We start from the raw sequence: 19463 nt of genomic DNA, 5'->3' as shown, positions 1-19463 counted from the left end.
CACGGGTGCGATCGGAGCGCCCGCTAGGCGCGCACCCATCCCGTGAACAGTCGCCTAGTTGTCCGGTAGATCGTCGCGAACTCACACCGCACCGGGGCGTTCGGGCCCTTGTCGGCAACCGAGGCATTCACCTCGAGGATTCCGGAGGGCGAGCCCAGCCGGATCGGCGCTCCGTCCCGCGGTGTCCGCGCGTGGCGGTGAACCACCGAATCGGGCAGTCGCGCCGCGACCGCCGCGCACAGCGCCCCTGTCAGCGGTAGCGCCCGATGAGCCTTCCCGTTGGACAGGAAGCGCACGGTCAGATCGACGTCGCTCTCGTCGACTCGGTCGCCGGCGAGCGTCGTGTACGACCGGGGCGCGGCGACCAGGGCAATGAACGGGGTCATCCGGTTCTGCGCGGCAGACTGCTCGTCGGCCGCCAGGCCCATGCGCACCGATCCGGCGCGGCGGATCGCCTCCAACCGGGTCATGAGCCGATCATCGGCGTCGATCGTCTCGGGCAGCTCCGTGCCGTCCAGTCCCACCGCGGCCGCGTCGACGAACACCACCGGGTTGCCCGCGTCGACCAGACTCGCCGACACCGCCGGCGCGCCGTCCACGACCAGGTCGTCGGTCGAGTGCCCGGTCGGGAGGAGCGAACCGGTACCCGCGCCGCCGGGGTCGAGGAAGTCCAATCGGATGGGCGCCCCGGTCCCCGCCACACCGTGGATCGTGTAGTCGCCCTGCTCGATCGCCCGGCCCGCCTTCACATCGAACGACGAGGCAATGACCTTGCCGGTGTTGACGTTGTGTATCCGAACGGTGGCGTTGCCGTCCTCGGCGGCCACGAGCCCCTCGTCCACGGCGAACGGGCCGATCGCCGATGCCATGTTCCCGCAGTTGCCGACGTAATCGACCGCCCGCCGGTCGATCTGAACTTGCGCGAACGTGTAGTCGACGTCCGCCCCCTCGACCGACGGCGGCCCGACAATGCATACCTTCGACAGCGACGACAATCCGCCACCCATCCCGTCGAGTTGGCGTCCGTGGGGGTCAGGGCTTCCCATCGCACGAAGGAAGAGGGCATCACGCTGCGCCCGATCCGCCGGTAGGTCGCGCTCGTGGAAGACCAGTGCCTTGCTGGTGCCGCCGCGTATGAAGGCGGCGCGGTAATCGGTGTACATCCAGGTGGCCCCTCGCTCAGAACGGCCGGGGGGCGCGCTCGGACTCCCCCACGGCGATCGACATTTCACCTACGGAATCGATCGCGATCGTGACGACGTCTCCGGCGGCGACCGGGCCGACGCCCTTGGGGGTGCCGCTCGCGATGACGTCGCCGGGCTGCAGGTCGACGACGGACGAGATGAACTCGATCGATTCGGCGACCGGCATGATCATGTCCTTCAGCCTTGCCTGCTGCCGCAGTTCCCCGTTGACGGACAGCCGGGAACTCAGTGTGTCGAGGGGTGGCACTTCGTCCGCGGTGACCAGATAGGGACCGAGCGGGGTGAAGCTGCGGAACGACTTCCGCAAAGACCGGTCCTCCTCGAACTGGCCCGGTTCGATTCGCATCGTCAGGTCGATCAGACACGCGTACCCGAAGACGTATTTCATGGCCTCCTCCCGTGGCACGTTGCGTCCGTGCCGGCCGATGATGACGCCCAGTTCGCATTCGTGGTCGAAGCGCCTGGCGGAGCCGGGCGGCAACGCGATCGGCTCGCCGGCGCCGCTCACCGAGCCGGCGGCCTTGAGAAAGAATCCGGTCTCGCGGGCCGTGCGTCCGCCCTTGGTGATCGCACGTTCCCCGATCTCTCCGATGTGCGCGTGATAGTTGGCCGGGATCGCGAACACCTGCGGCGGAGCAGGGTTGGCCCCCCGCAGTGTGACGGTCGCGATCGACACGGTCGGTAGCGCATCTACGTCCGTCAGTCTATCGGCAATCGTGGGCCAGTTCCGGATCACCCAGTTCATCCGCTGCTCCGGCCAGGTGTCGAACTCCGCGGGGATCAGAGAGGTGATGTCGCGGAGGTCGTCCCCCGCGACGATTCCGATGCGGTAGTCGTCGAAGCTCGCCAGTTTCATCGTGTCTCCTGTGTTTCCGGCACCGTCTCTTCGTGGTACGCATTGAGATATCGGAGAACCGGGCTGTCGTCGACGCGGAAGAGTCGCGCCTCGGTGGAGTGTGCGTTCAGGTGCCGGACCGCCGCCCACGGCGGGATCGCCAGGAAGTCGCCTGCGTTCCAGTCGAACTGCCTGCCGTCGACGACGGTCGTCCCGGCGCCCTCCACCACCCAGTAGACCTTGCTTCCGCTGTGCCGGTGGGTCACACCGGAGAAGCCCGGGCGCAATATCTGAATTTTCATCGACATCGACGGCAACGCCGCTCCGCCGTCGATGGGATTCTGGTATTCGAGGATGACGTCGTCGGCAGGATCGGGGTCGAGGCCCCGTGCGCGGCCGAGCGCGATATCGGTTTGGTCTTTCGGGTAGACGAGCAGAGGGTTGACGGCCGGTCTCGGTGCCGGTCCGACCGGCCGGAGGATGCCGGAGCCGTACTCCTGCCACGACTTCTGCGGCTGACGGCTGACGGGCTGCGTCTCTTCCGGGTAGGGCTGGAAGAAGATGTTGTGCAGGTTCCGCATGAGGGACACATCGAGGACGTCGAGCCAGATCATCGGTTCGTCACCGGCGTGCACGTGGTCGTGCCACGCCCACCCGGGCGTCAACACCAGGTCTCCGGCGTTCATCTCGTAGTTCTCACCGTCGACGGTGGTGCTGCACCCGCTCCCGTGCATGACGAACCGGAACGCGTCCGGTGTGTGACGGTGTGCGGTGGCGACCTCACCGGGGCGGATGTACTGGATCGACGCCCAGAAGGTGGGTGTCGTTCCGTATTCGAGGCCGGGATTGGCCAGCCGAAGAGTCCGGCGGTCACCTCCCGGTCGCAGGTCGAGCACGCGGCCGAGTTCCTCGAGATAGCCGAGCAGATCCGCCCACCGCCAGTGCATCGGCTCCATCGACGACTGGGGCGCCGGGGTGAAGAGCGGCGGGTCGTCGGGCTGCTGGATCCGGAGTCCGGCTTCGGCCAGGGTGGCGCGCAGGCGACGACGTTCGTCGGCGTCGCCGGCGACGGCAGTGTGGGAGTGCGTCATGGTGTTCTCCTCGCGACATCGGCCCGTATTGGTAGAACCATTTTGGATGGTAGTGCGGTCGACGTCGTTTCACAACAGCTCTCTTGACGTGACCAAATGGTTCTACCATACTCGGACTAGTCGCCGATCTTTCGCTACGCAAGCGAATTCACGACGCGCACTTAACAAGAAAGGGTTGACACATGGCGAAACGAGTTCCCGTGTTGATTGTCGGAGGCGGCCCCGTGGGGTTGTCCCTCGCAGGCGATCTCGGCTGGCGGGGTATCGACACCGTGCTGGTCGAGGCCCGCGACGGTTCCGTTTTCCAGCCCAAGATGGACATGGTCGGTATTCGCACCATGGAGTTCTGCCGACGCTGGGGCATTGTGGACGATGTGGAGTCCGCCGGGTACAACCGCGCCCAGGTGCAGGACTGCGCGTGGGTGACGAACCTCAACGGGTTCGAGTTCGGCCGCGAGGCGTTTGCCGCGCCACAGGACGAACGCTCCCCTGCTCAGAGCCCCCAGCACCGGGAGCGCTGTCCACAAAACTTCTTCGATCCGGTCCTCACCCGCTTCGCGAACAGCACCGGGCATGCGGACATCCGGTACCGCACCCGGTTGCTCTCGTTCGTCGATCACGGTGACCACGTCACCGCAACGGTCGAAGCGCGCGAGACCGGCGAGGTCTACGACATCGACGCCGACTACCTCGTGGGTACCGACGGTGGCGACAGCACCGTACGCACTGCGCTCGACATCGCGATGAGCGGCGACGGCGCGCTGACGTACACGTCCAATGCGATCATCAGGTGCACCGGTCTTCCGAGCCTGCACACGACGGCGCCGGCGTACCGCTACATTTTCATCGGACCGGAGGGCACGTGGGCCACCCTCGTCGCAATCGACGGGCGCGATCAGTGGCGCTTCTCCCTGATCGGTGACGGCACGCAGCGCGAGATCAGCGAAGAGGAGATGCGCACTGCGATCGTCCGTGCCGTCGGTCGCGAGTTCGACTTCGAGATCCTGTCGATGCTTCCGTGGGTCCGGCGGCAACTGGTCGCGGACAACTACCGCAAGGGACGCGTGTTCATCGCCGGCGACGCCGCCCACCTCACATCCCCGACCGGGGGGTTCGGCATGAACACCGGGATCCTCGACGCCGTCAATCTGTCATGGAAACTCGCCGCTCGACTGCAGGGCTGGGGTGGCGAGGAGTTGCTCGACAGCTACGAACTCGAACAGCGTCCGGTCGCAGTCCGCAACATCACGGAGGCCGGTGACAACCTGAAGAGGATGCTCGAACCGCGTCTGACGACACCCGACCAGAGGATCTTCGCGCCCGACGACACCCCGGAGACGCGGGCGGCTCGAAAGGCCTTCGGCGACCACTACACCGAGATGATGAAACGCGAGTGGCACAGCATCGGCATCCATCTCGGCTACGTGTACGACGGGTCCCCGGTGATCGTCCCGGACGGAACACCGCTCCCGGCGATGCAGGTGTCCAGCTATGCGCCCTCCGCCCGGCCGGGATCCCGGGCGCCGCACGTCTGGTTGGACGCGTCACGATCGATCCTCGACGAATTCGGCCCCGGATTCGTCCTGCTCCGCTTCGACCCCTCAGCGGACTCGGCACCGTTGCAGGCCGCCGCCGACCGGGCCGGTGTCCCACTGCGGGTCGTCGACATCGACGACCCCGTGGCATCGGAGTTGTACGAGCGAGCGCTGGTACTCGTGCGCCCCGACGGTCAGGTCTCCTGGCGTGGCGACACCATGGTCGAGGACCCGGACGCGCTCCTGACCCGCGTATCCGGACGCCGCGAGCATGCGCTGGTGCTGCAATGAGGAGCGACCAGATGAGCGACCTCGTCGAATCTCGAGCGGACAGCACGCTGGCCGAGTTCACTGCCGACGTCTGCCGCCGGCTGGCGTCCGGCCTTCTCGACCGCACCGGTGACGACCTGCGCGACCTCGTCGCGCGGGAGGTCGACGGTCTGCGGGCCGCATTGTCGGATCCGTCGTTCCTCGACGCGGCCGACGCACCCTCCGACCCTCCCTTCGTCAGCCCCAAGGGGTATACGACGATCAACACGAACCCGGTCACGAGCCGGCGCAATCCGCTCGCGCCCCTGGTCGCCATCGAGCACGACGGTGACTTCGTCGAGATGACCACCACCCTGTCGCTCCCGTACCAGGGTCCGCGGGGGCGTGTGCACGGCGGTTACGCGGCGGTCCTGCTCGATCATGTGCTGTGGCACGCCGTCCGCAGCCGTCTCGACTCGGTCAGCTTCACGCGCAGTCTCACGATCACCTACGAGCAGGCCCTCCCCATCGGGACAGAGCTGACGATGACGGGGCGTGTCACCGAGATCGACGGCCGCAAGACGTTCGCAGCGGGCGAGATCAAAGCCGGGGACGTCGTCTGTGTCCGCGGCGAGGGTCTGTGGGTGTCTCCCCGTCCTCGGACATGACAGCGTCGACGCAACTTCCGAGCCCCGGTTCGGCACCGTCAGGGAACTGCACGGTGCGGAATCGGGGCTCGGTCCTCGCGATCGTGCGGGTCGGTAGAATGAGATCAATGGTCAAAACATTCGGTCCACTTATTCGAGGATGGGCACATGACTGAGTCCGCTGCGCTGTTCCAACGCCAAGCCGAGAACACGTCGATCTTCACCAAGGTCCAGACGCGCCGCGGGTTCGAGTACATCTACGAGCAGGTCCGCAACGCGGTCGCCGAAGGGCAGCTCAAGCCGGGCGACCGACTTCCCGCGGAGCGCGACATGGCACAGATCTTCGGGATCGCCCGACAGAGTGTGCGCGAGGCGCTGCGCGCGCTCGAAGCATCGGGACTGGTCGAGTCGCGACTCGGGGTGACCGGCGGCGTGTTCATCCGGACCGGCGATCCCACCGTCGTGTCCCGGGCGATCACCGATCTGGCCTCGCTCGGAGCCCTGTCCCACGCGAGTGTTCTCGAGGCGAGAATCATCCTCACGTCCGACATTATCCGGATGGCCTGCGAGCGCGCGACCGAGGAAGACTTCCAGAAACTCGATGACGACATCACGTTCACCGAGCAGCAGTCCAAGACCGAGGCCGGTCTCGAGCGAACCGCACAGATCATGGAGTTCTACCACATCCTCGCCAGTGCCACGCACAACGAAGTGCTGGTCATGCTGACCGATTCGCTGTCCCAGATTGTGCACTTGCGGCTCAATCGAGCCGGCCCCAAACCCAGTAAGGACATCGCAAAAGTCCGTCGGCGCATCCTCAACCATCTGCGTGCGCGGGACGCCGACAAGGCGATCGCGGAAATTTCCCGACACCTGAAACGGCTCGAGAAGGTCCTGGTCGAGGCCGAGAAAACGAAAGAACTCGGACTCGACGCGTCGAGCTGACAAACCCACTCGAGACCCACCCCGCTCGATCGCAGGGTGGGTCTCGAGTCTCTGCGGTCGAGCGGCCGACTCACAATTGCATGGCGATGAACTTCGTCTCCAGGAACTCGTCGAGGCCTTCGCTGCCTCCCTCACGACCCAGTCCCGACATCTTCGCCCCACCGAACGGCGCGGCCGAGTTCGACACCGAGCCCTGGTTCAGACCCACCATTCCCGACTCCATTGCTTCCGCCACCCGGATCGCGCGTCGCAGGTCCTCGGTGAAGATGTAGGACACGAGGCCGTAGTCGGTGTCGTTGGCGTATGCGATCACCTCTTCCTCGGTGTCGAAGGGAATCAGCGGCGCCACGGGGCCGAAGATCTCCTCCCGCGTGACCCTGGCCGTTGCGGGGACATCCCGCAACACGGTGGGTTCGAAGAAGTAGCCGGGGCGATCCGGGCGCTTGCCACCGAGGACCAGTTCGGCACCGGCTTGAATGGCATCCCGGACGAGGTCGTCGACAAGTGTCTGCTGTTTCTCGTTGATGAGAGGGCCCAAGGTGACACCTTCCTCGACGCCCCGACCCAAAAAGAATCCCGACATCCGATCGGCGAGTTTGACGGCGAAGGTGTCCATCACCGAACGGTGCACGTAGATTCTGTTTGCGGCCGTGCAGGTTTCGCCGGCGTTGCGCATCTTCGTCAGCATGAGGCTGTCGAGCGCATTCTCGATGTCGGCGTCGTCGAAGACGATGAACGGCGCGTTGCCGCCGAGTTCCATCGACGTCTTCAGAACCTTTTGCGCGGCCTGTTCGAGCAGGTGGACGCCGACGCTCGTCGATCCGGTGAAGGACAACTTCCGCGCCTTGCCCGATCGGATCAGCGGCTCGATGACCTCGCGCGGCGACTTCGTCGTGACGACGTTGATTGCACCGTCGGGCACGCCGGCCTCGTGGAACAACTGGGCGAGCGCGAACATCGTCAGCGGGGTTTCACTGGCCGGCTTGACGACACAGGTGCATCCGGCCGCGATGGCCGGCGCGATCTTCCTCGCGCCCATGGACATCGGGAAGTTCCACGGTGCGACCAGGATCGCCGGACCGATGGGCTGGCGCGTGACGATCATCCGCCCGCCACCGGCCGGGTTGACCTGATAGTTCCCCGTCACCCGTACGGCTTCTTCGGAGAAGTGGCGCACGAAGTCTGCGGCCAGGGTGATCTCGGCCTTGGCCTCGTCGATCGGCTTCCCGGCTTCGAGGGTCATGATGAGGGCCAGTTCGTCGGCGCGTTCGAGCATCAACTCATACGTCTTCCGGAGGATGTCCGAGCGTTGCCGCGCCGTGGTGGCCGCGAACGACGGCTGCGTCGCGACGGCGACGTCGAGTGCGCGCATCGCGTCTTCGGCCGAGGCGTCGGCGACCTGGCAGAGTACCTGCCCGGTCGACGGGTCGAATACGTCCAGGGTGGCACCGCCCGTCGCCGGAACCCACTGCCCACCGATGAACAACTCTTTCGGCACCGCGGCGATACCGGCTTGTTCCTGTTCCACTGTGATCGTCATCGAATGACTTCTCCTTCATGTCGCATCGAGAGCGATGCGGTCTACGGATCGACAACCCCACGCCCTGGCAGCATGGGGGCAGAGTTTGCTCGGGTCAGCGGGCCACCAGGCCACCGTCCACCGGCAGCGGGACGCCGGTGACGAACGAGGAGTCGTCGGACGCCAACCACAGGGCCGCATGGGCGATCTCGTGCGGTTGACCCGGGCGGCCCATCGGGATCGCGGAAACGAACCTCTGCTCGGTCTCCTCAACCGTGAACCGGGGGTCGGAGGTCATGAAGTCGTTGTAGAGCATGGGTGTCGCCACCATGCCCGGACACACGGCGTTCACCCGGATACCGTCCGTGGCGTACCTGACGGCCAGGCCCCGTGTCAGTCCCACGATTCCGGCCTTGAAGAGGGAGTACAGCGGGCTCTGAGCGGAGCCGACGAGTCCGGACGACGACGCGGTGAACACGATGGATCCACCCTGCTGCGCGCGCATCACCGTGACGGCCTCGCTGGCGAGCAATGTCGACTGGGTGACGTTCAGCTGCGCTGCGCGCTGGTACGCGTCGAGGTCGAGGTTCTCGACTTCCGAGGGAGCGGGGATTCCCGCGTGGCTCCACAGCACATCGAGACCCCCGAGCCAGCGCGTCGCTTCCGCGAACGACTCGCGCACGGCGTTGTTGTCGGACAGGTCGGCGACGAAGCCGGCCGCCTTCCCACCGCTGGCATTGACTGCTTCCACGACCTCTTTTAGCGCCTTCTCGTCGCGGTCGATCGCGGCGACGGCCGCGCCCTCACGGGCGAACAGTTCGACGCCGGCCTTGCCCATGCCGGATGCAGCGGCAGTGATGATCGTGCGCTTGTTCGGTAGTCGCATTCTCGAAACCTCAGTTCTTCTCTGTACGTTGGTGATCTGATTGCACGGTGGGTGATCGGGTCCTGGACGGGTCACTCTTCGGGAGCGAGGGTGACGGTGATTCCGTCCAGCGCGGTCGACCGTTCGACCTGACACGACAACCGCGATCTCGCGGTGTCGAAACTCTCGGTCTCTTCCAGCAGTTCCTGCTCGTCTTCGCAGCGTTCCCCGAGTTCCGCCGTGACTTGCGGGTCCAGGAACACGTGGCAGGTGGCGCACGACGCCGTTCCGCCGCACGACGCGAGGATCGGGAGACCGTTGTCTCTCAGCACCTCCATCAGCGACTGGTCCGGCTCCCAGTCGAGTCGGTGATGTTCGCCGTCGCGGTCGATGACCACGATGCGCGGGTCGGCAGTATCGGGTGCCTCGGGATCGAGGACGTCGGCACGGCGGATGTCGGTCATTTCGGTTACCTCGCTCACTGAGCAATATCGGTCTGTGATTGGGCTAATTTGATCGAAGGGTCGGCGGCGCGGGCCGGGTCGAGTGCTGCGCCCGCCGCGATCAGCTTCTTCGCCGGAACGAAGTCCTTGAGCGCATCGACCGTGTCGATGGCGGCGAGTCTCCCCTCTCGCAGGTACAGCACGGAGAACTTGCCTGCCGATGCGCTGCCCCGCACCACCATGTCGTCGCTCTCATGTCGCAGGCCCGCCGTTTGCAGGCGGGTACCGTGCTGGACCGTCCAGAACCAGGGAACTTCCGTCTTGACCTCACATGACTGCGAGACGACGTGGTTCGTCGCGGTGATCGCCTGGGCGACGGCATTCTGTACGCTTTCGAGCCGCTGCCCCCGGGGCTCGCCGTCGCGCAGACAACGCGCGACATCCCCGATGGCGTACACCTCGGGGTCCGAGGTCTGGCAGTGGGGGTTCACCAGAATCCCATCGTCGCAAGCGATACCCGCATCTGCCGCCAGCTGCTGGTTCGGAACCACGCCGACGCCGACGACGACGATGTCGGTGTCCAATGACGTTCCGTCGGAGGTGACTACGCGCTGCACCCGGCCGTCGCCCTCGAACGCCCGAACGCCGGCACCGAAGACGAAACGCGCTCCGTTGCTCCTGTGCAACGACTCGAAGTGGCGGGACACGATCTCGGACGTCACGCGGCTGAGGACCCGGTCCCGGAATTCGACGATCGTCACGTCGCATCCACGCGCGGCGGCGGCTGCCGCCACCTCGAGGCCGATGTAGCCGGCCCCGACGATCGTCACTCGGCTTCCAGCGGTCAGCGCCTTCTGCAGGGCGAGAGCGTCCGCGTGTGAGCTGAGGGTGTGAACGCCCGGCAGGTCGGCTCCGGGCACATCGAGCCGGCGCGGAATCGAGCCGGTGGCGATGATGAGCCGGTGGTAGGAATGCCGCACCCCGCCGGCGAGTTCGATCTGTCGGGCGGCCCGGTCGATTGTCCGCACCGGGCGGCCGCTGATCCGTTCGATGTTGTTGTCCCTGTAGAACGTGTCCTTGCGCAGCAGGCTCAGGGCGGTCGGATCCGCCGACTTCAGCATCTCCTTCGACAACGGGGGCCGCTCGTACGGCGCGGTCTCCTCCTGGTCGACGAGGACGATTCCCCCGTCCCAGTGTAGTTCGGCCAAGCGGGCGGCCGCCTGGACCCCGGCATGCCCCGAACCGATGATGATGACCCGTTTATCCGACACCGCGCACTCCTCTCTCCTCGATGGTCCGAACGGACGCACCGCCACTACGACTGGGCGATCAGGTCCACGCGCAGCGTCTCCGGACCGGTCGTCATGCTGTTACCCTTCAAGAACACGAGATCGTTGGGCTCGTCGAACGACACGGACCGAACCTTCTGCCCGAGCAGCTCCGCCGTCACTCGCGTTTCCAACCGTGCAAGGGGCGCACCGAGGCAGCTGTGCACGCCGTAGCCGAACCCGAAGTGGCCCTCGGTATCACGATCGATGTCGAAAGTGTCCGCATGCGACCACACGGTGTCGTCGCGGTTGGCCGAGGCGATGAGCAGTCTGACGATCGAGTCGGCGGGAATGGTGACGCCGGCGATCTCGGTGACCTCCGTCGTTCGCCTGACCGCGCGGTGAACCGGTCCGCGCATCCGCACGAGCTCCTCGACGAAACGCTCGGCATCTCCGGGGTTCTCGCGTAGGCGACCGAGGAGGTCGGGGTTGTAACTCAGCTCTCGGAACCCTCCGCCGATCAGCCGCATGGTGGTTTCGAAACCGGAGACGAAGATGAACCCGCACAGCTCGGTGGCTTCCTTCTCCGACAGCAGTCCGTCGTCCTTCCACATCCGGGCGATGTGCCCACCCACCGACTCGCTGCGGATGTCGTAGAGACGCAGCAAGTTGTCGCGGAGGTAGTCGAAGAACTGCAGCGTGTAGGCCTCGTCGTCGTCATCGCCCGGGGCGCTGCGGGACAGCCGTGCGAAATACACGAACATCTTGTCCGACCACAGTTCGACCTTCGCGAGGTCGTCGATGGGCACATCGAGGATCCCGCTGATCGTCGCCATGGTCAACGGTCGCGCATAGTTCTCGACCACCTCGCCACCGCCGGACGCGATCAACTCGTCCAGCTTGTCGGCTGCAACCTCCCGGACTCGGTCCTCCACGGCTGCAATCGCCTTGGGGGTGAAGGCGGCGGACACGACCTTGCGGAGGCGAGTGTGGTCGGGCGCATCGATCAAGGTCAGGAACGCGAGCGGCTGCTCGTCGTTGACCTGGGAGCGGAAGACTTTCGGCTTCCGCATCGCCCGGCGCACGTCCTCGTGCCGCGCCACCATCCAGACGTCGCCCCCGTCGTGCCGGACGCGCAGCACGGGAGCGTTCTTCCTCATCCACGCGTAGTGCGCGTAGGGCTCGCCCTGGGTTCCCTCCTCGTCGATGATCCGATACGGCGCGAGTCCGTCCGGCCAGTCGAGTTCGTGCGAGTACCGCGGAAGTGTGGGGTTCTCCAAGCCTGTCGGCATCGTGGTCCTTCCCTCGGGGTAGGCAGAATGAATAGCCCGTCATTGCAGCGTCTTTCGTTCGTGTGCGCCGCTGCGGCGGGTGGTCGTCAAGTCGTGTCTCCATACTGGCAAGCGTGACCGGCGACACAAATAGCGTTTTCACTGAGTGAAAATATCCGCAAAAGTGCTGGTCAGCGGTCTATTTTGGCACGCCGAATCCCGCCGGGGCAGTGCCCCGGCGGTCCGGTGTAGTGCGAACTATTCGATGTGCAGGGCTACCGTTCCGGTCAGCTCGAGACGGCGGCAGACCTCGTCGCGTAACGCTCCTCCAACGCGTCGTAGAAGGGTTTCGCGACGAGCCGCTGACGCTCCTGCCAGCCCGTGAGCTGGTGGGCAACGGCGTCCAACGATCCGGTTGCCCGGAGTCCGTCGAGCACCTGCAGGGTGCCCTTGATCGCTCCTTGCAACGCGGCGTTCGCGAACAACGCGATGGAATACCCCTGCAGGTCCTCGAGTGGCACGAAGGGCGTCTTCCCGCCTTCCACGAAGTTCACCAGCTGCGGGCACGGCAGACGCTCCGGAACGGCGTGCACTTCCTCGACCGTCTGCGGCGCCTCGACGAACGTGACGTCAGCGCCTGCCTCCCGATACGCGCCGGCACGGTCGATCGCGGCGTCGAAACCCTCGGTCGCGCGAGCATCGGTTCGTGCCACGATGACGAGGTCGTCGTCGCGCCGCGCGTCGACGGCCGCGTGTATCTTCTGCACCATTTCCTCGGTGCCGACCAGCTGCTTTCCGCCGAAATGACCGCAGCGCTTCGGAAACAGCTGGTCTTCGAGCTGGATTCCGTCCGCCCCTGCCCGCTCGAGGTCACGAACGGTCCGCCGCACGCTGACAGCGTTCCCGAATCCGGTGTCCGCGTCGACGATCAGCGGCAGGTCGGTCGCGTCGCGGATTGCAGCAACGTGCGCGGTCAGCTCGGTCAATGTCACCAACCCGATGTCGGGAAGACCCAGAAAGGTATTCGCGATTCCCGCGCCCGTCACGTACACCGCCTCGAACCCGGCCTCCTCGACGAGTCGCGCGGTCAGGGCGTTCGCGGCGCCGGGAACCACGAGAAGCGGGCCCGTCGTGATCCGCCGCCGCAGGAGCTGTGTTGTCGTTTCAGCCATTTGTCGAATTCCTTCGTGTCGTCGAAATCGGGGCGCGACGTCTTGCGTCGCAGCTCACAGGCCCATCCGCTGTGCGACGAGCTCGCGATGGTGCGCGGGCGTGCCGAACAGCGACGCATTACTCTTCGCGCGCCGGAAATACAGGTGCGCGGGGTGTTCCCAGGTGAAGCCGATGCCCCCGTGGATCTGGATGGTGTCGTAGGCAATCTGTACGTACGTCTCGGCGCACAGGGCCTTGGCCATGCCCGCCTCGACCGCAAGGGTGGCGGGATCGTCGACGGCGACCTGCGCGACGCGGTAGGCAGCCGCCTTCGACAGCTCCACCGAGAGCAGCATGTCGGCAAGTTTCTGCTTGATCGCCTGGTAACTGCCGATGACCTTGCCGAATTGGGAACGCGTGCGCGCATACTCGGCGGCCAGTTCGACCTGCCGCAACGCGCCTCCGACGTCCTCGGCCGCAACCGCTACCGCTGCGAGGTCGAGCATGCGCTCGACGGCGATCGCCGCTCCGCCCTCGGCGCCGATCAGCCGGGCCGGCGTCCGGGAAAACACCATCGTCGATTGCTTACGCGTGCGGTCCATGGTGTCCATCGGCCGCACCGTGAGCCCCGACGAACCGGCGCTCACCTCGAACAACGACAGGCCCCGGTCCGTTCGGGCCACGACCAGTACGACGTCGGCGGTTCCGCCGTCGAGAACGAAAAGCTTCTCACCGGTCACTGCCCACCCGGTTGCGTCCCGCTCGGCTGTGGTCGCGACACCGTCGCCGTCCCACCGCCCGGAGCTCTCCGCCAACGCGACCGTCGCGATCACCGAACCGTCGGCAATCACGGGGAGCAGGCGGGTCTTGGCCTCCTCGTCACGGGATTCGAGCAGTAGGTTCGCTGCGAGCACGGCCGACGACAGAACAGGGGCACACACCAGAGCGCGTCCCATTTCCTCGAGCACGATCGACATTTCGAGCTGCGTGAAGCCCGAACCGCCGTACTCCTCGGGTATGGCGAGACCTTGCAGACCGAGTTGCCCGGCCATCTGCGCCCACACCCGACGGTCGTAACCGTCGTCGGTCTCCATGAGACGCCGGACCTCGTCCTCGCTGGACTTCTCTTCGAAGAACCGCCGGACTACCCGCCGGAGTTCGTTCTGTTCCTCGCCAAATACGGATGCCACGACAGTCGGCCTCTCTCGATTCCCAGCTCGCGATAAATGGTTCTACCTTAAGGTAGATCTGGTCATCGATTCGGTCAACCCCGGGAGTCGCCGACACTTCGTACGCACAGGGGAAATTCGCACGTGCGCAGGGAGATAGAGAGAACGCGCATTTCGGCTTCCGACCCACCTCGCACAGACGCGGTGATTCACAGCTCTTGACTTTCGCGAGAAGACGCGGCTTAGATGTGACAGCGGTCATACCGCAGGCCGACGCCCGCAGAACTCGCGTTCACGCACGCCCAACCGCTCGTGATCGAGTATTGGCGCGCCCTTCTGTTCATGACCGCAGGCTTTCTCCCACCCACCTGTCCCCGAACGAGGTGTTGGCACATGGCATCCCCCATCGACCACCGACCGACCACCGACATCCGCACCGTGCGTCGCGCCGGAGCGATCGGCAACTTCATCGAGTACTTCGACAACGCGCTCTACGGCTTCTTCGCCGTTACCATCGCCCAGCTGTTCTTCCCCGAAGTAGACCCCGTGGTCGGTCTGCTGTCGACCTTCGCGCTCTTCGGGGTGTCGTTCGTCGTCCGGCCTCTCGGCGCGATCGTCTTCGGGCACATCGGAGACCGATGGGGACGCAAGACCGTCCTCATCAGCTCGATTCTCATGATGAGTCTCGCGACTGCGGTCATCGGCATGCTGCCGACCTACTCGGCAGTAGGAATCCTTGCACCGGTACTGCTCCTACTCTGCCGGCTACTGCAAGGATTCTCGACCGGAGGCGAGTCGACCACGGCCTTCGTTCTCGTCGTGGAGCACTCACCAGTAGCCACCCGAGCCAGAAACGCTACTCCCCTCATCGCGTCCACCATCGGCGCCAGTGTGATCGCGTCACTCACCGCAATGTTGATCAGTTCTCTGGTATCGACGGAACAGATCAACGCGTGGGTGTGGCGGATACCGTTTGCTCTCGCAATCCCGCTCGGCATCGTCGGACTCATCCTCCGGATGAAGGTCGACGACGCCGACGTGTACAAAGCCGCCGCAGAGATTTCGCACGTCATCAAGAGTGATGACAACAGCCACCGTTCGCCACTTGTCCAGGCATTCCGGGTCGCGAAGAAGAGGATGTTCGTACTCTTCCTGTGGGTAGCCCTCCAGGCCACCGCGGGCTACATCACCGTCGCGTACATGGCGACAAACCTGATGCACTTCGAGGGCCACAGCAAGACCAGCGCATACGCCATCGTCGTCATCTCACTCGGAGTGGCTTGCGCTGCGGTGTTCCCGATCGGGAGACTGGCCGATCGGACCAGCCGGAAGCGCTTTGCTATGACTCTCGCCGCCGGGCTCGTAGCGTGGAGCTACCCCACCTTCGTCATGGCAGGCCACGGAGTCGTCGTCGCGACCATTGGACTCGCGATCTTCGCCACGCTGCAGTACTCGACAATGATCGCCGCCGGCCTCGCCGTCGTCGAACTCTTCCCCGTCGACATTCGTGCCAGTGCGAGCGCCTTCCCCTACGCCCTCGGCTTCGCAATCTTCGGCGGCACCGCCCCGTTGGTCGCCACGTGGCTGGCCTCCGAGTTCTCCCCCACCGCACCGGCCTTCTATGTGATGATCTGCGCGATCGGCGGATTTTTCGTCGGCTGGCTCGGCCTTCCGAATGCCAGCGAGATGGCAGTATTGTCCGAAGACGACGGCATCGCACTCGATACGAGGGAGCGAGAGGTAGCGGAGGCGGAGCCGACTCGATGAACGAAGAATGATCGGATCAGCCCCACGCAGTGACAGCCGTTCACACCGCGGGCTGCGAGCGCCCGAGGTGGATCGCTGTGTCAAGAACCGAGGGTGAATCCCTGATCAGCCGTGTGACGAGGGTGCTGGAAGCATTCGACCGGGACAACGAGTCGATGCCGCTCAGTACCCTCGCCCACCGCGCCGGACTGCCCATCCCCACCACGTACCGGCTCGTCACGGAAATGGTGAAATACGGCCTCCTCGACCGCGCATCCGACAAGGACATCAAGATCGGGCTGCATCTGTGGGAACTCGCCTCCCACGGCAATCGCGGGGTAGGACTCCGCGATGCCGCCCTGCCCTTCATGGTCGACCTGCAAAGCGCAGTCCACGAGGTCGTCACCCTCGCGGTACTGGACGGCCAATCAGCGCTCTTCCTCGAGCGACTCGCACCGGCCCAGACGACCCTGGAAGCCGGACGCATCGCTGAACGCCACCTTCTGCACGCATCATCGTCGGGACTGGTCCTCCTCGCCTTCGCGTCACAGGAGTACCAGAACGAAGTGTTGTCCCGGCCCCTCGAGCGGCTCACAGACAAGACGGTGACCAACCCGGACCAGCTTCGCCGACTCCTCGCCGACGTCCGGCAACGACACTTCGTCTACGCGGACGGATACGGCAGGCCGGGGTGGACGGGAGTTGCCGTCCCCGTCTTCGGCCGAAAGCACGAGGTTGTCGCGTCCCTCAGCATCGTGTACCGCAGTCGTGACGAGAGCCCCCAGTCCCAGTTGGCGGCGATGCGCACCGCCGCCGCGGGAATAAGCCGGACCCTGACCGCCCCCTATTGACCCGTGGGCGGATCCCCGGACTCTAGTCCCCGATCCGATTCCCGGTCTCCGGGTGGAACAGGTGCACCGCTCCGTCTCGCTTGCGCAGTGAGACGGTGTCGGCGAGCCGGGCGGGGGTGCGGGTCAGTGACCGGGCGACGAGTTGGGTGCCGTCCCCGGCGATGTGGGTGTGGACGTAGGATTCGCTCCCGAGTTCCTCGACGAGGTCGACGATCACCTCGATGCCGCCGTCCCCGGTCGACAGTTCGAGCTGTTCGGGGCGCACACCGACCGTCACGGTCTCCAGTCCGGCCGCGTGCAGTGCCGACAGCTGGTCGCGTTCGAGCGGGAGCGTCGAGTTTCCGAGCCGCACACCGCCGCTGACGATGGGCATCGTCATCAGGTTCATCGCGGGGGAACCGATGAAGCCGGCCACGAACGCGTTGGTGGGCCGGTCGTACAGCTCGGTGGGCGCCGAGAACTGCTGCAGCTTACCGTTCTTGAGGACCGCCACCCGGTCGCCCATGGTCATGGCCTCCACCTGGTCGTGGGTGACGTAGACGGTAGTGGTGCCGAGCCGGCGCTGCAGTGCCGCGATCTGGGTGCGGGTCTGGACGCGGAGTTTGGCGTCGAGGTTGGACAGCGGTTCGTCCATGCAGAACACCTGCGGTTCGCGCACGATCGCGCGACCCATCGCGACGCGCTGACGTTGACCGCCGGACAGCTTGCCGGGCTTGCGGTCCAGGTAGTCGGTGAGGTCGAGGAGTTTGGCCGCCTCGGCCACCTTCTTCTTGCGTTCCTCGACGCCGACGCCCCGCATCTTCAGCGCGAAGCCCATGTTCTCGCCCACCGTCTTGTTCGGGTAGAGGGCGTAGTTCTGGAATACCATCGCGATGTCACGGTCCTTCGACGGCACCCCCACCATGTCCTTGCCATTGATGGTGATGGTGCCCTCGTCGATGTCCTCGAGGCCGGCGAGCATCCGCAGCGCCGTGCTCTTGCCGGAACCGGACGGTCCGACGAGGACGATGAACTCGCCGTCTTCGATCTCGAGGTCGAGCGTATCGACCGCCAGCGTGTCGGCGTTCTCGTAGATGCAGGATGCGCCTTTGTACGCGATGTCAGCCATGATTGCTCCTCTGGTGGGTACCGAAGTCGGGGGAAGTGGTTGCCGGGGTGATCATTTGATCGCGCCGAAGGACAGGCCGCGGACCAGTTTGTTCTGCGCGACCCAGCCGGCCAGGATGACCGGGAGAGCCGCCAGCGTTGCCGCCGCCGACAGTCGGGCCCAGTACAGGCCCTCACCGGTGATGAAACCGACGAGGAACACCGGAATGGTCTGCGCCTGGACGGCGGTGAGGTTGACCGCGAAGAAGAATTCGTTCCACGAGAAGATCACGCAGATCAGCGCGGTGGCCGCGATGCCGGGTGACACGAGCGGAAGGATCACCTCGCGCACCGACGTCCACAGGCTCGCCCCGTCCATGCTCGCGGCCTCCAGCAGTTCGCCCGGGACCTCGAGGAAGAACGAGCGCATCATCCACACCGCGATCGGCAGGTTCATCGCCGTGTACAGGATGATCAGCGCCCAGATGTTGTCGAGCAGGCCGATGTCGTTGACGATCACGTACAGCGGGATGATCGCGGCGACGATCGGGAGCATCTTCGTGCTGATGAAGAAGAACAGGGCGTCCTTCGTCTTGCGGACCGGCCGCAGTGACAGCGCGAACGCCGCCGGGACACCGAGCACCAGCACGACGATTGTCGACATGGCGGTCGCGAACGCCGAATTCAGCAGTGCCGTACCGATTCCGCTGTCGAGGACCGCCTTGAACTGGTCCAGCGTGGGTGTGAAGAACAGCTTCGGCGGAGTCGTGTAGGCGTCGCCCTCCTGCTTGAACGCGGTGAGGACCATCCACGCCACCGGGAAGAAGAACCCGAGGGCCACGATCCACGCGACCACACTCCACGGGCTGAACTTGCGATGCTTGCGCGCCCGCTTCGTCTCCGGGGCGGCGGGAGCGGACTCCACCGGCGCCGCCGCAGTGTCGGTACTCATCACGCTGCCTCCTCGTTACCGGAAAAGCTCTTGAAGATCAGGCGCAACGCCAGGGTCGCGACGACGATCGTCGCGATCACGACGATGACGCCCATCGCCGCAGCCTGCCCGATGTCGAAACCGAGGAATGCGCGCTGGTAGATGTAGAAGGGAAGGTTGGCGCTGGCAGTGCCCGGCCCGCCCTGCGTCATCATGTAGATGGCGTCGAACGTGTTGATCAGGTAGATGGCGCCGAGCACCGCACCGAGTTCGATGAACCGGCGCAGGTGCGGGAGCGTCAGTTCGCGGAACATCGCGAACGGCTTGGCGCCGTCCACCCGTGCCGCCTCCAGGATGTCGCGGGGCATGGACTGCAGTCCGGCCAGGATCAGCAGCATCATGAACGGCGTCCACTGCCAGATCAGGCTCACCATCACCGAGGCCAGCGGGAACTTGCTGACCCAGTCGACCTGCCCTACCCCGAACGGGGAGAGCACGAAGTTGACGATGCCGAACACCGGGTCGAACATCGTCGTCTTCCACAGCAGCGCACCGGCGACGGGCGTCACCAGGAACGGCGTGATGAGGAGGGTACGGACGATGCCGCGGCCGAGGAACGCGCGGTCCAGCAGCAGTGCGAGCAGCAGGCCGAGCC

General features: G+C 65.4%; 18 protein-coding genes. 5 read left to right on the top strand and 13 right to left on the bottom strand.

From position 1 onward, the window contains the following. Positions 1 to 23 precede the first annotated feature (23 nt). Genes MLGJGCBP_RS32380 through MLGJGCBP_RS32370 form a run of 3 tightly spaced genes read right to left on the bottom strand, consistent with a single transcriptional unit; the run spans position 24 to position 3131 of the window. Positions 24 to 1163: a 2-methylaconitate cis-trans isomerase PrpF family protein gene (locus MLGJGCBP_RS32380; RefSeq protein WP_160100742.1), complete on the bottom strand. Its 1140-nt coding sequence runs from the start codon at positions 1161 to 1163 to the stop codon at positions 24 to 26. Between the two features lie 16 nt (positions 1164 to 1179). After that, a complete protein-coding gene (locus tag MLGJGCBP_RS32375; protein WP_160100741.1) occupies positions 1180 to 2061 on the bottom strand; it encodes a fumarylacetoacetate hydrolase family protein in 882 nt (293 codons plus the stop codon). Further along, positions 2058 to 3131 (bottom strand): cupin domain-containing protein, encoded by a 1074-nt coding sequence (locus MLGJGCBP_RS32370; RefSeq protein WP_160100739.1) that lies wholly within the window; start codon positions 3129 to 3131, stop codon positions 2058 to 2060. The genes MLGJGCBP_RS32375 and MLGJGCBP_RS32370 overlap by 4 nt, the downstream gene beginning before the upstream one ends. Before the next feature lie 200 nt (positions 3132 to 3331). Here MLGJGCBP_RS32370 and MLGJGCBP_RS32365 point away from each other — a divergent pair, with 200 nt between their 5' ends. The 3 genes from MLGJGCBP_RS32365 to MLGJGCBP_RS32355 all read left to right on the top strand — a co-directional run bounded on the left by MLGJGCBP_RS32365 (position 3332) and on the right by MLGJGCBP_RS32355 (position 6507). Continuing rightward, on the top strand, positions 3332 to 4957 hold the full coding sequence (locus MLGJGCBP_RS32365) for an FAD-dependent oxidoreductase (RefSeq protein WP_201453250.1): 1626 nt from the start codon (positions 3332 to 3334) through the stop codon (positions 4955 to 4957). 11 nt (positions 4958 to 4968) lie between these two features. After that, positions 4969 to 5583 carry a PaaI family thioesterase gene (locus MLGJGCBP_RS32360; protein WP_160100735.1) on the top strand — a complete coding sequence of 205 codons (615 nt, stop codon included), beginning with the start codon at positions 4969 to 4971 and terminating at the stop codon, positions 5581 to 5583. A gap of 147 nt (positions 5584 to 5730) precedes the next feature. Then, entirely contained in the window at positions 5731 to 6507 is a 777-nt protein-coding gene (locus tag MLGJGCBP_RS32355; RefSeq protein ID WP_160100733.1) for a FadR/GntR family transcriptional regulator, read from the top strand. A gap of 70 nt (positions 6508 to 6577) precedes the next feature. On the opposite strand, the gene MLGJGCBP_RS32350 is transcribed toward MLGJGCBP_RS32355, so the two are convergent. The 7 genes from MLGJGCBP_RS32350 to MLGJGCBP_RS32320 all read right to left on the bottom strand — a co-directional run bounded on the left by MLGJGCBP_RS32350 (position 6578) and on the right by MLGJGCBP_RS32320 (position 14215). Next, positions 6578 to 8047, bottom strand: a complete 1470-nt coding sequence (locus tag MLGJGCBP_RS32350; RefSeq protein ID WP_160100731.1) for an NAD-dependent succinate-semialdehyde dehydrogenase — start codon at positions 8045 to 8047, stop codon at positions 6578 to 6580. A 94-nt stretch (positions 8048 to 8141) separates the two neighbouring features. Next, positions 8142 to 8912: an SDR family NAD(P)-dependent oxidoreductase gene (locus MLGJGCBP_RS32345; RefSeq protein ID WP_061042879.1), complete on the bottom strand. Its 771-nt coding sequence runs from the start codon at positions 8910 to 8912 to the stop codon at positions 8142 to 8144. 71 nt (positions 8913 to 8983) lie between these two features. Then, positions 8984 to 9355 (bottom strand): 2Fe-2S iron-sulfur cluster-binding protein, encoded by a 372-nt coding sequence (locus tag MLGJGCBP_RS32340; protein WP_160100729.1) that lies wholly within the window; start codon positions 9353 to 9355, stop codon positions 8984 to 8986. Between the two features lie 14 nt (positions 9356 to 9369). Beyond that, on the bottom strand, positions 9370 to 10605 hold the full coding sequence (locus tag MLGJGCBP_RS32335) for an NAD(P)/FAD-dependent oxidoreductase (protein WP_160100727.1): 1236 nt from the start codon (positions 10603 to 10605) through the stop codon (positions 9370 to 9372). Between the two features lie 44 nt (positions 10606 to 10649). Beyond that, positions 10650 to 11894, bottom strand: a complete 1245-nt coding sequence (locus tag MLGJGCBP_RS32330; RefSeq protein ID WP_160100725.1) for a cytochrome P450 — start codon at positions 11892 to 11894, stop codon at positions 10650 to 10652. A 266-nt stretch (positions 11895 to 12160) separates the two neighbouring features. Next, complete coding sequence (locus tag MLGJGCBP_RS32325; protein WP_201453249.1) at positions 12161 to 13045, bottom strand: isocitrate lyase/PEP mutase family protein; 885 nt, start codon at positions 13043 to 13045, stop codon at positions 12161 to 12163. 54 nt (positions 13046 to 13099) lie between these two features. After that, entirely contained in the window at positions 13100 to 14215 is a 1116-nt protein-coding gene (locus MLGJGCBP_RS32320) for an acyl-CoA dehydrogenase family protein (RefSeq protein ID WP_160100723.1), read from the bottom strand. 372 nt (positions 14216 to 14587) lie between these two features. On the opposite strand from MLGJGCBP_RS32320, the gene MLGJGCBP_RS32315 reads away from it, so the two are divergent. Both MLGJGCBP_RS32315 and MLGJGCBP_RS32310 read left to right on the top strand, forming a co-directional pair. After that, positions 14588 to 15961, top strand: a complete 1374-nt coding sequence (locus MLGJGCBP_RS32315) for an MFS transporter (RefSeq protein ID WP_160100721.1) — start codon at positions 14588 to 14590, stop codon at positions 15959 to 15961. Between the two features lie 77 nt (positions 15962 to 16038). After that, the gene (locus MLGJGCBP_RS32310) at positions 16039 to 16791 is read left to right on the top strand and encodes an IclR family transcriptional regulator (RefSeq protein ID WP_160100719.1); all 753 of its coding nucleotides are present in this window, start codon (positions 16039 to 16041) and stop codon (positions 16789 to 16791) included. Between the two features lie 22 nt (positions 16792 to 16813). Here MLGJGCBP_RS32310 and MLGJGCBP_RS32305 read toward each other — a convergent pair whose 3' ends face one another. The 3 genes from MLGJGCBP_RS32305 to MLGJGCBP_RS32295 form a co-directional block, all read right to left on the bottom strand. After that, positions 16814 to 17899 (bottom strand): ABC transporter ATP-binding protein, encoded by a 1086-nt coding sequence (locus tag MLGJGCBP_RS32305; protein ID WP_160100717.1) that lies wholly within the window; start codon positions 17897 to 17899, stop codon positions 16814 to 16816. A 51-nt stretch (positions 17900 to 17950) separates the two neighbouring features. Next, on the bottom strand, positions 17951 to 18829 hold the full coding sequence (locus MLGJGCBP_RS32300) for a carbohydrate ABC transporter permease (protein ID WP_124393969.1): 879 nt from the start codon (positions 18827 to 18829) through the stop codon (positions 17951 to 17953). Beyond that, positions 18829 to 19463, bottom strand: a 635-nt coding sequence (locus tag MLGJGCBP_RS32295; protein ID WP_160100715.1) for a carbohydrate ABC transporter permease, incomplete at its 5' end; no start/stop codon positions are given. The genes MLGJGCBP_RS32295 and MLGJGCBP_RS32300, both read right to left, overlap by 1 nt.

This window comes from Rhodococcus sp. T7 (assembly GCF_009872365.1).
Taxonomy (GTDB): domain Bacteria; phylum Actinomycetota; class Actinomycetes; order Mycobacteriales; family Mycobacteriaceae; genus Rhodococcus_F.
The sequence above is the reverse complement of the archived record's forward strand: the minus strand, read 5'-3'. Positions and strand labels throughout refer to the sequence as shown.

Bases quoted from the DNA above. Each gene is read 5' to 3' on its own strand.
- MLGJGCBP_RS32380 (WP_160100742.1), bottom strand. From the start codon at position 1,163: ATGTACACCGATTACCGCGCCGCCTTCATACGCGGCGGCACCAGCAAG.
- MLGJGCBP_RS32375 (WP_160100741.1), bottom strand. From the start codon at position 2,061: ATGAAACTGGCGAGCTTCGACGACTACCGCATCGGAATCGTCGCGGGG.
- MLGJGCBP_RS32370 (WP_160100739.1), bottom strand. From the start codon at position 3,131: ATGACGCACTCCCACACTGCCGTCGCCGGCGACGCCGACGAACGTCGT.
- MLGJGCBP_RS32360 (WP_160100735.1), top strand. From the start codon at position 4,969: ATGAGCGACCTCGTCGAATCTCGAGCGGACAGCACGCTGGCCGAGTTC.
- MLGJGCBP_RS32355 (WP_160100733.1), top strand. From the start codon at position 5,731: ATGACTGAGTCCGCTGCGCTGTTCCAACGCCAAGCCGAGAACACGTCG.
- MLGJGCBP_RS32350 (WP_160100731.1), bottom strand. From the start codon at position 8,047: ATGACGATCACAGTGGAACAGGAACAAGCCGGTATCGCCGCGGTGCCG.
- MLGJGCBP_RS32345 (WP_061042879.1), bottom strand. From the start codon at position 8,912: ATGCGACTACCGAACAAGCGCACGATCATCACTGCCGCTGCATCCGGC.
- MLGJGCBP_RS32340 (WP_160100729.1), bottom strand. From the start codon at position 9,355: ATGACCGACATCCGCCGTGCCGACGTCCTCGATCCCGAGGCACCCGAT.
- MLGJGCBP_RS32330 (WP_160100725.1), bottom strand. From the start codon at position 11,894: ATGCCGACAGGCTTGGAGAACCCCACACTTCCGCGGTACTCGCACGAA.
- MLGJGCBP_RS32325 (WP_201453249.1), bottom strand. From the start codon at position 13,045: ATGGCTGAAACGACAACACAGCTCCTGCGGCGGCGGATCACGACGGGC.
- MLGJGCBP_RS32315 (WP_160100721.1), top strand. From the start codon at position 14,588: ATGGCATCCCCCATCGACCACCGACCGACCACCGACATCCGCACCGTG.
- MLGJGCBP_RS32305 (WP_160100717.1), bottom strand. From the start codon at position 17,899: ATGGCTGACATCGCGTACAAAGGCGCATCCTGCATCTACGAGAACGCC.
- MLGJGCBP_RS32300 (WP_124393969.1), bottom strand. From the start codon at position 18,829: ATGAGTACCGACACTGCGGCGGCGCCGGTGGAGTCCGCTCCCGCCGCC.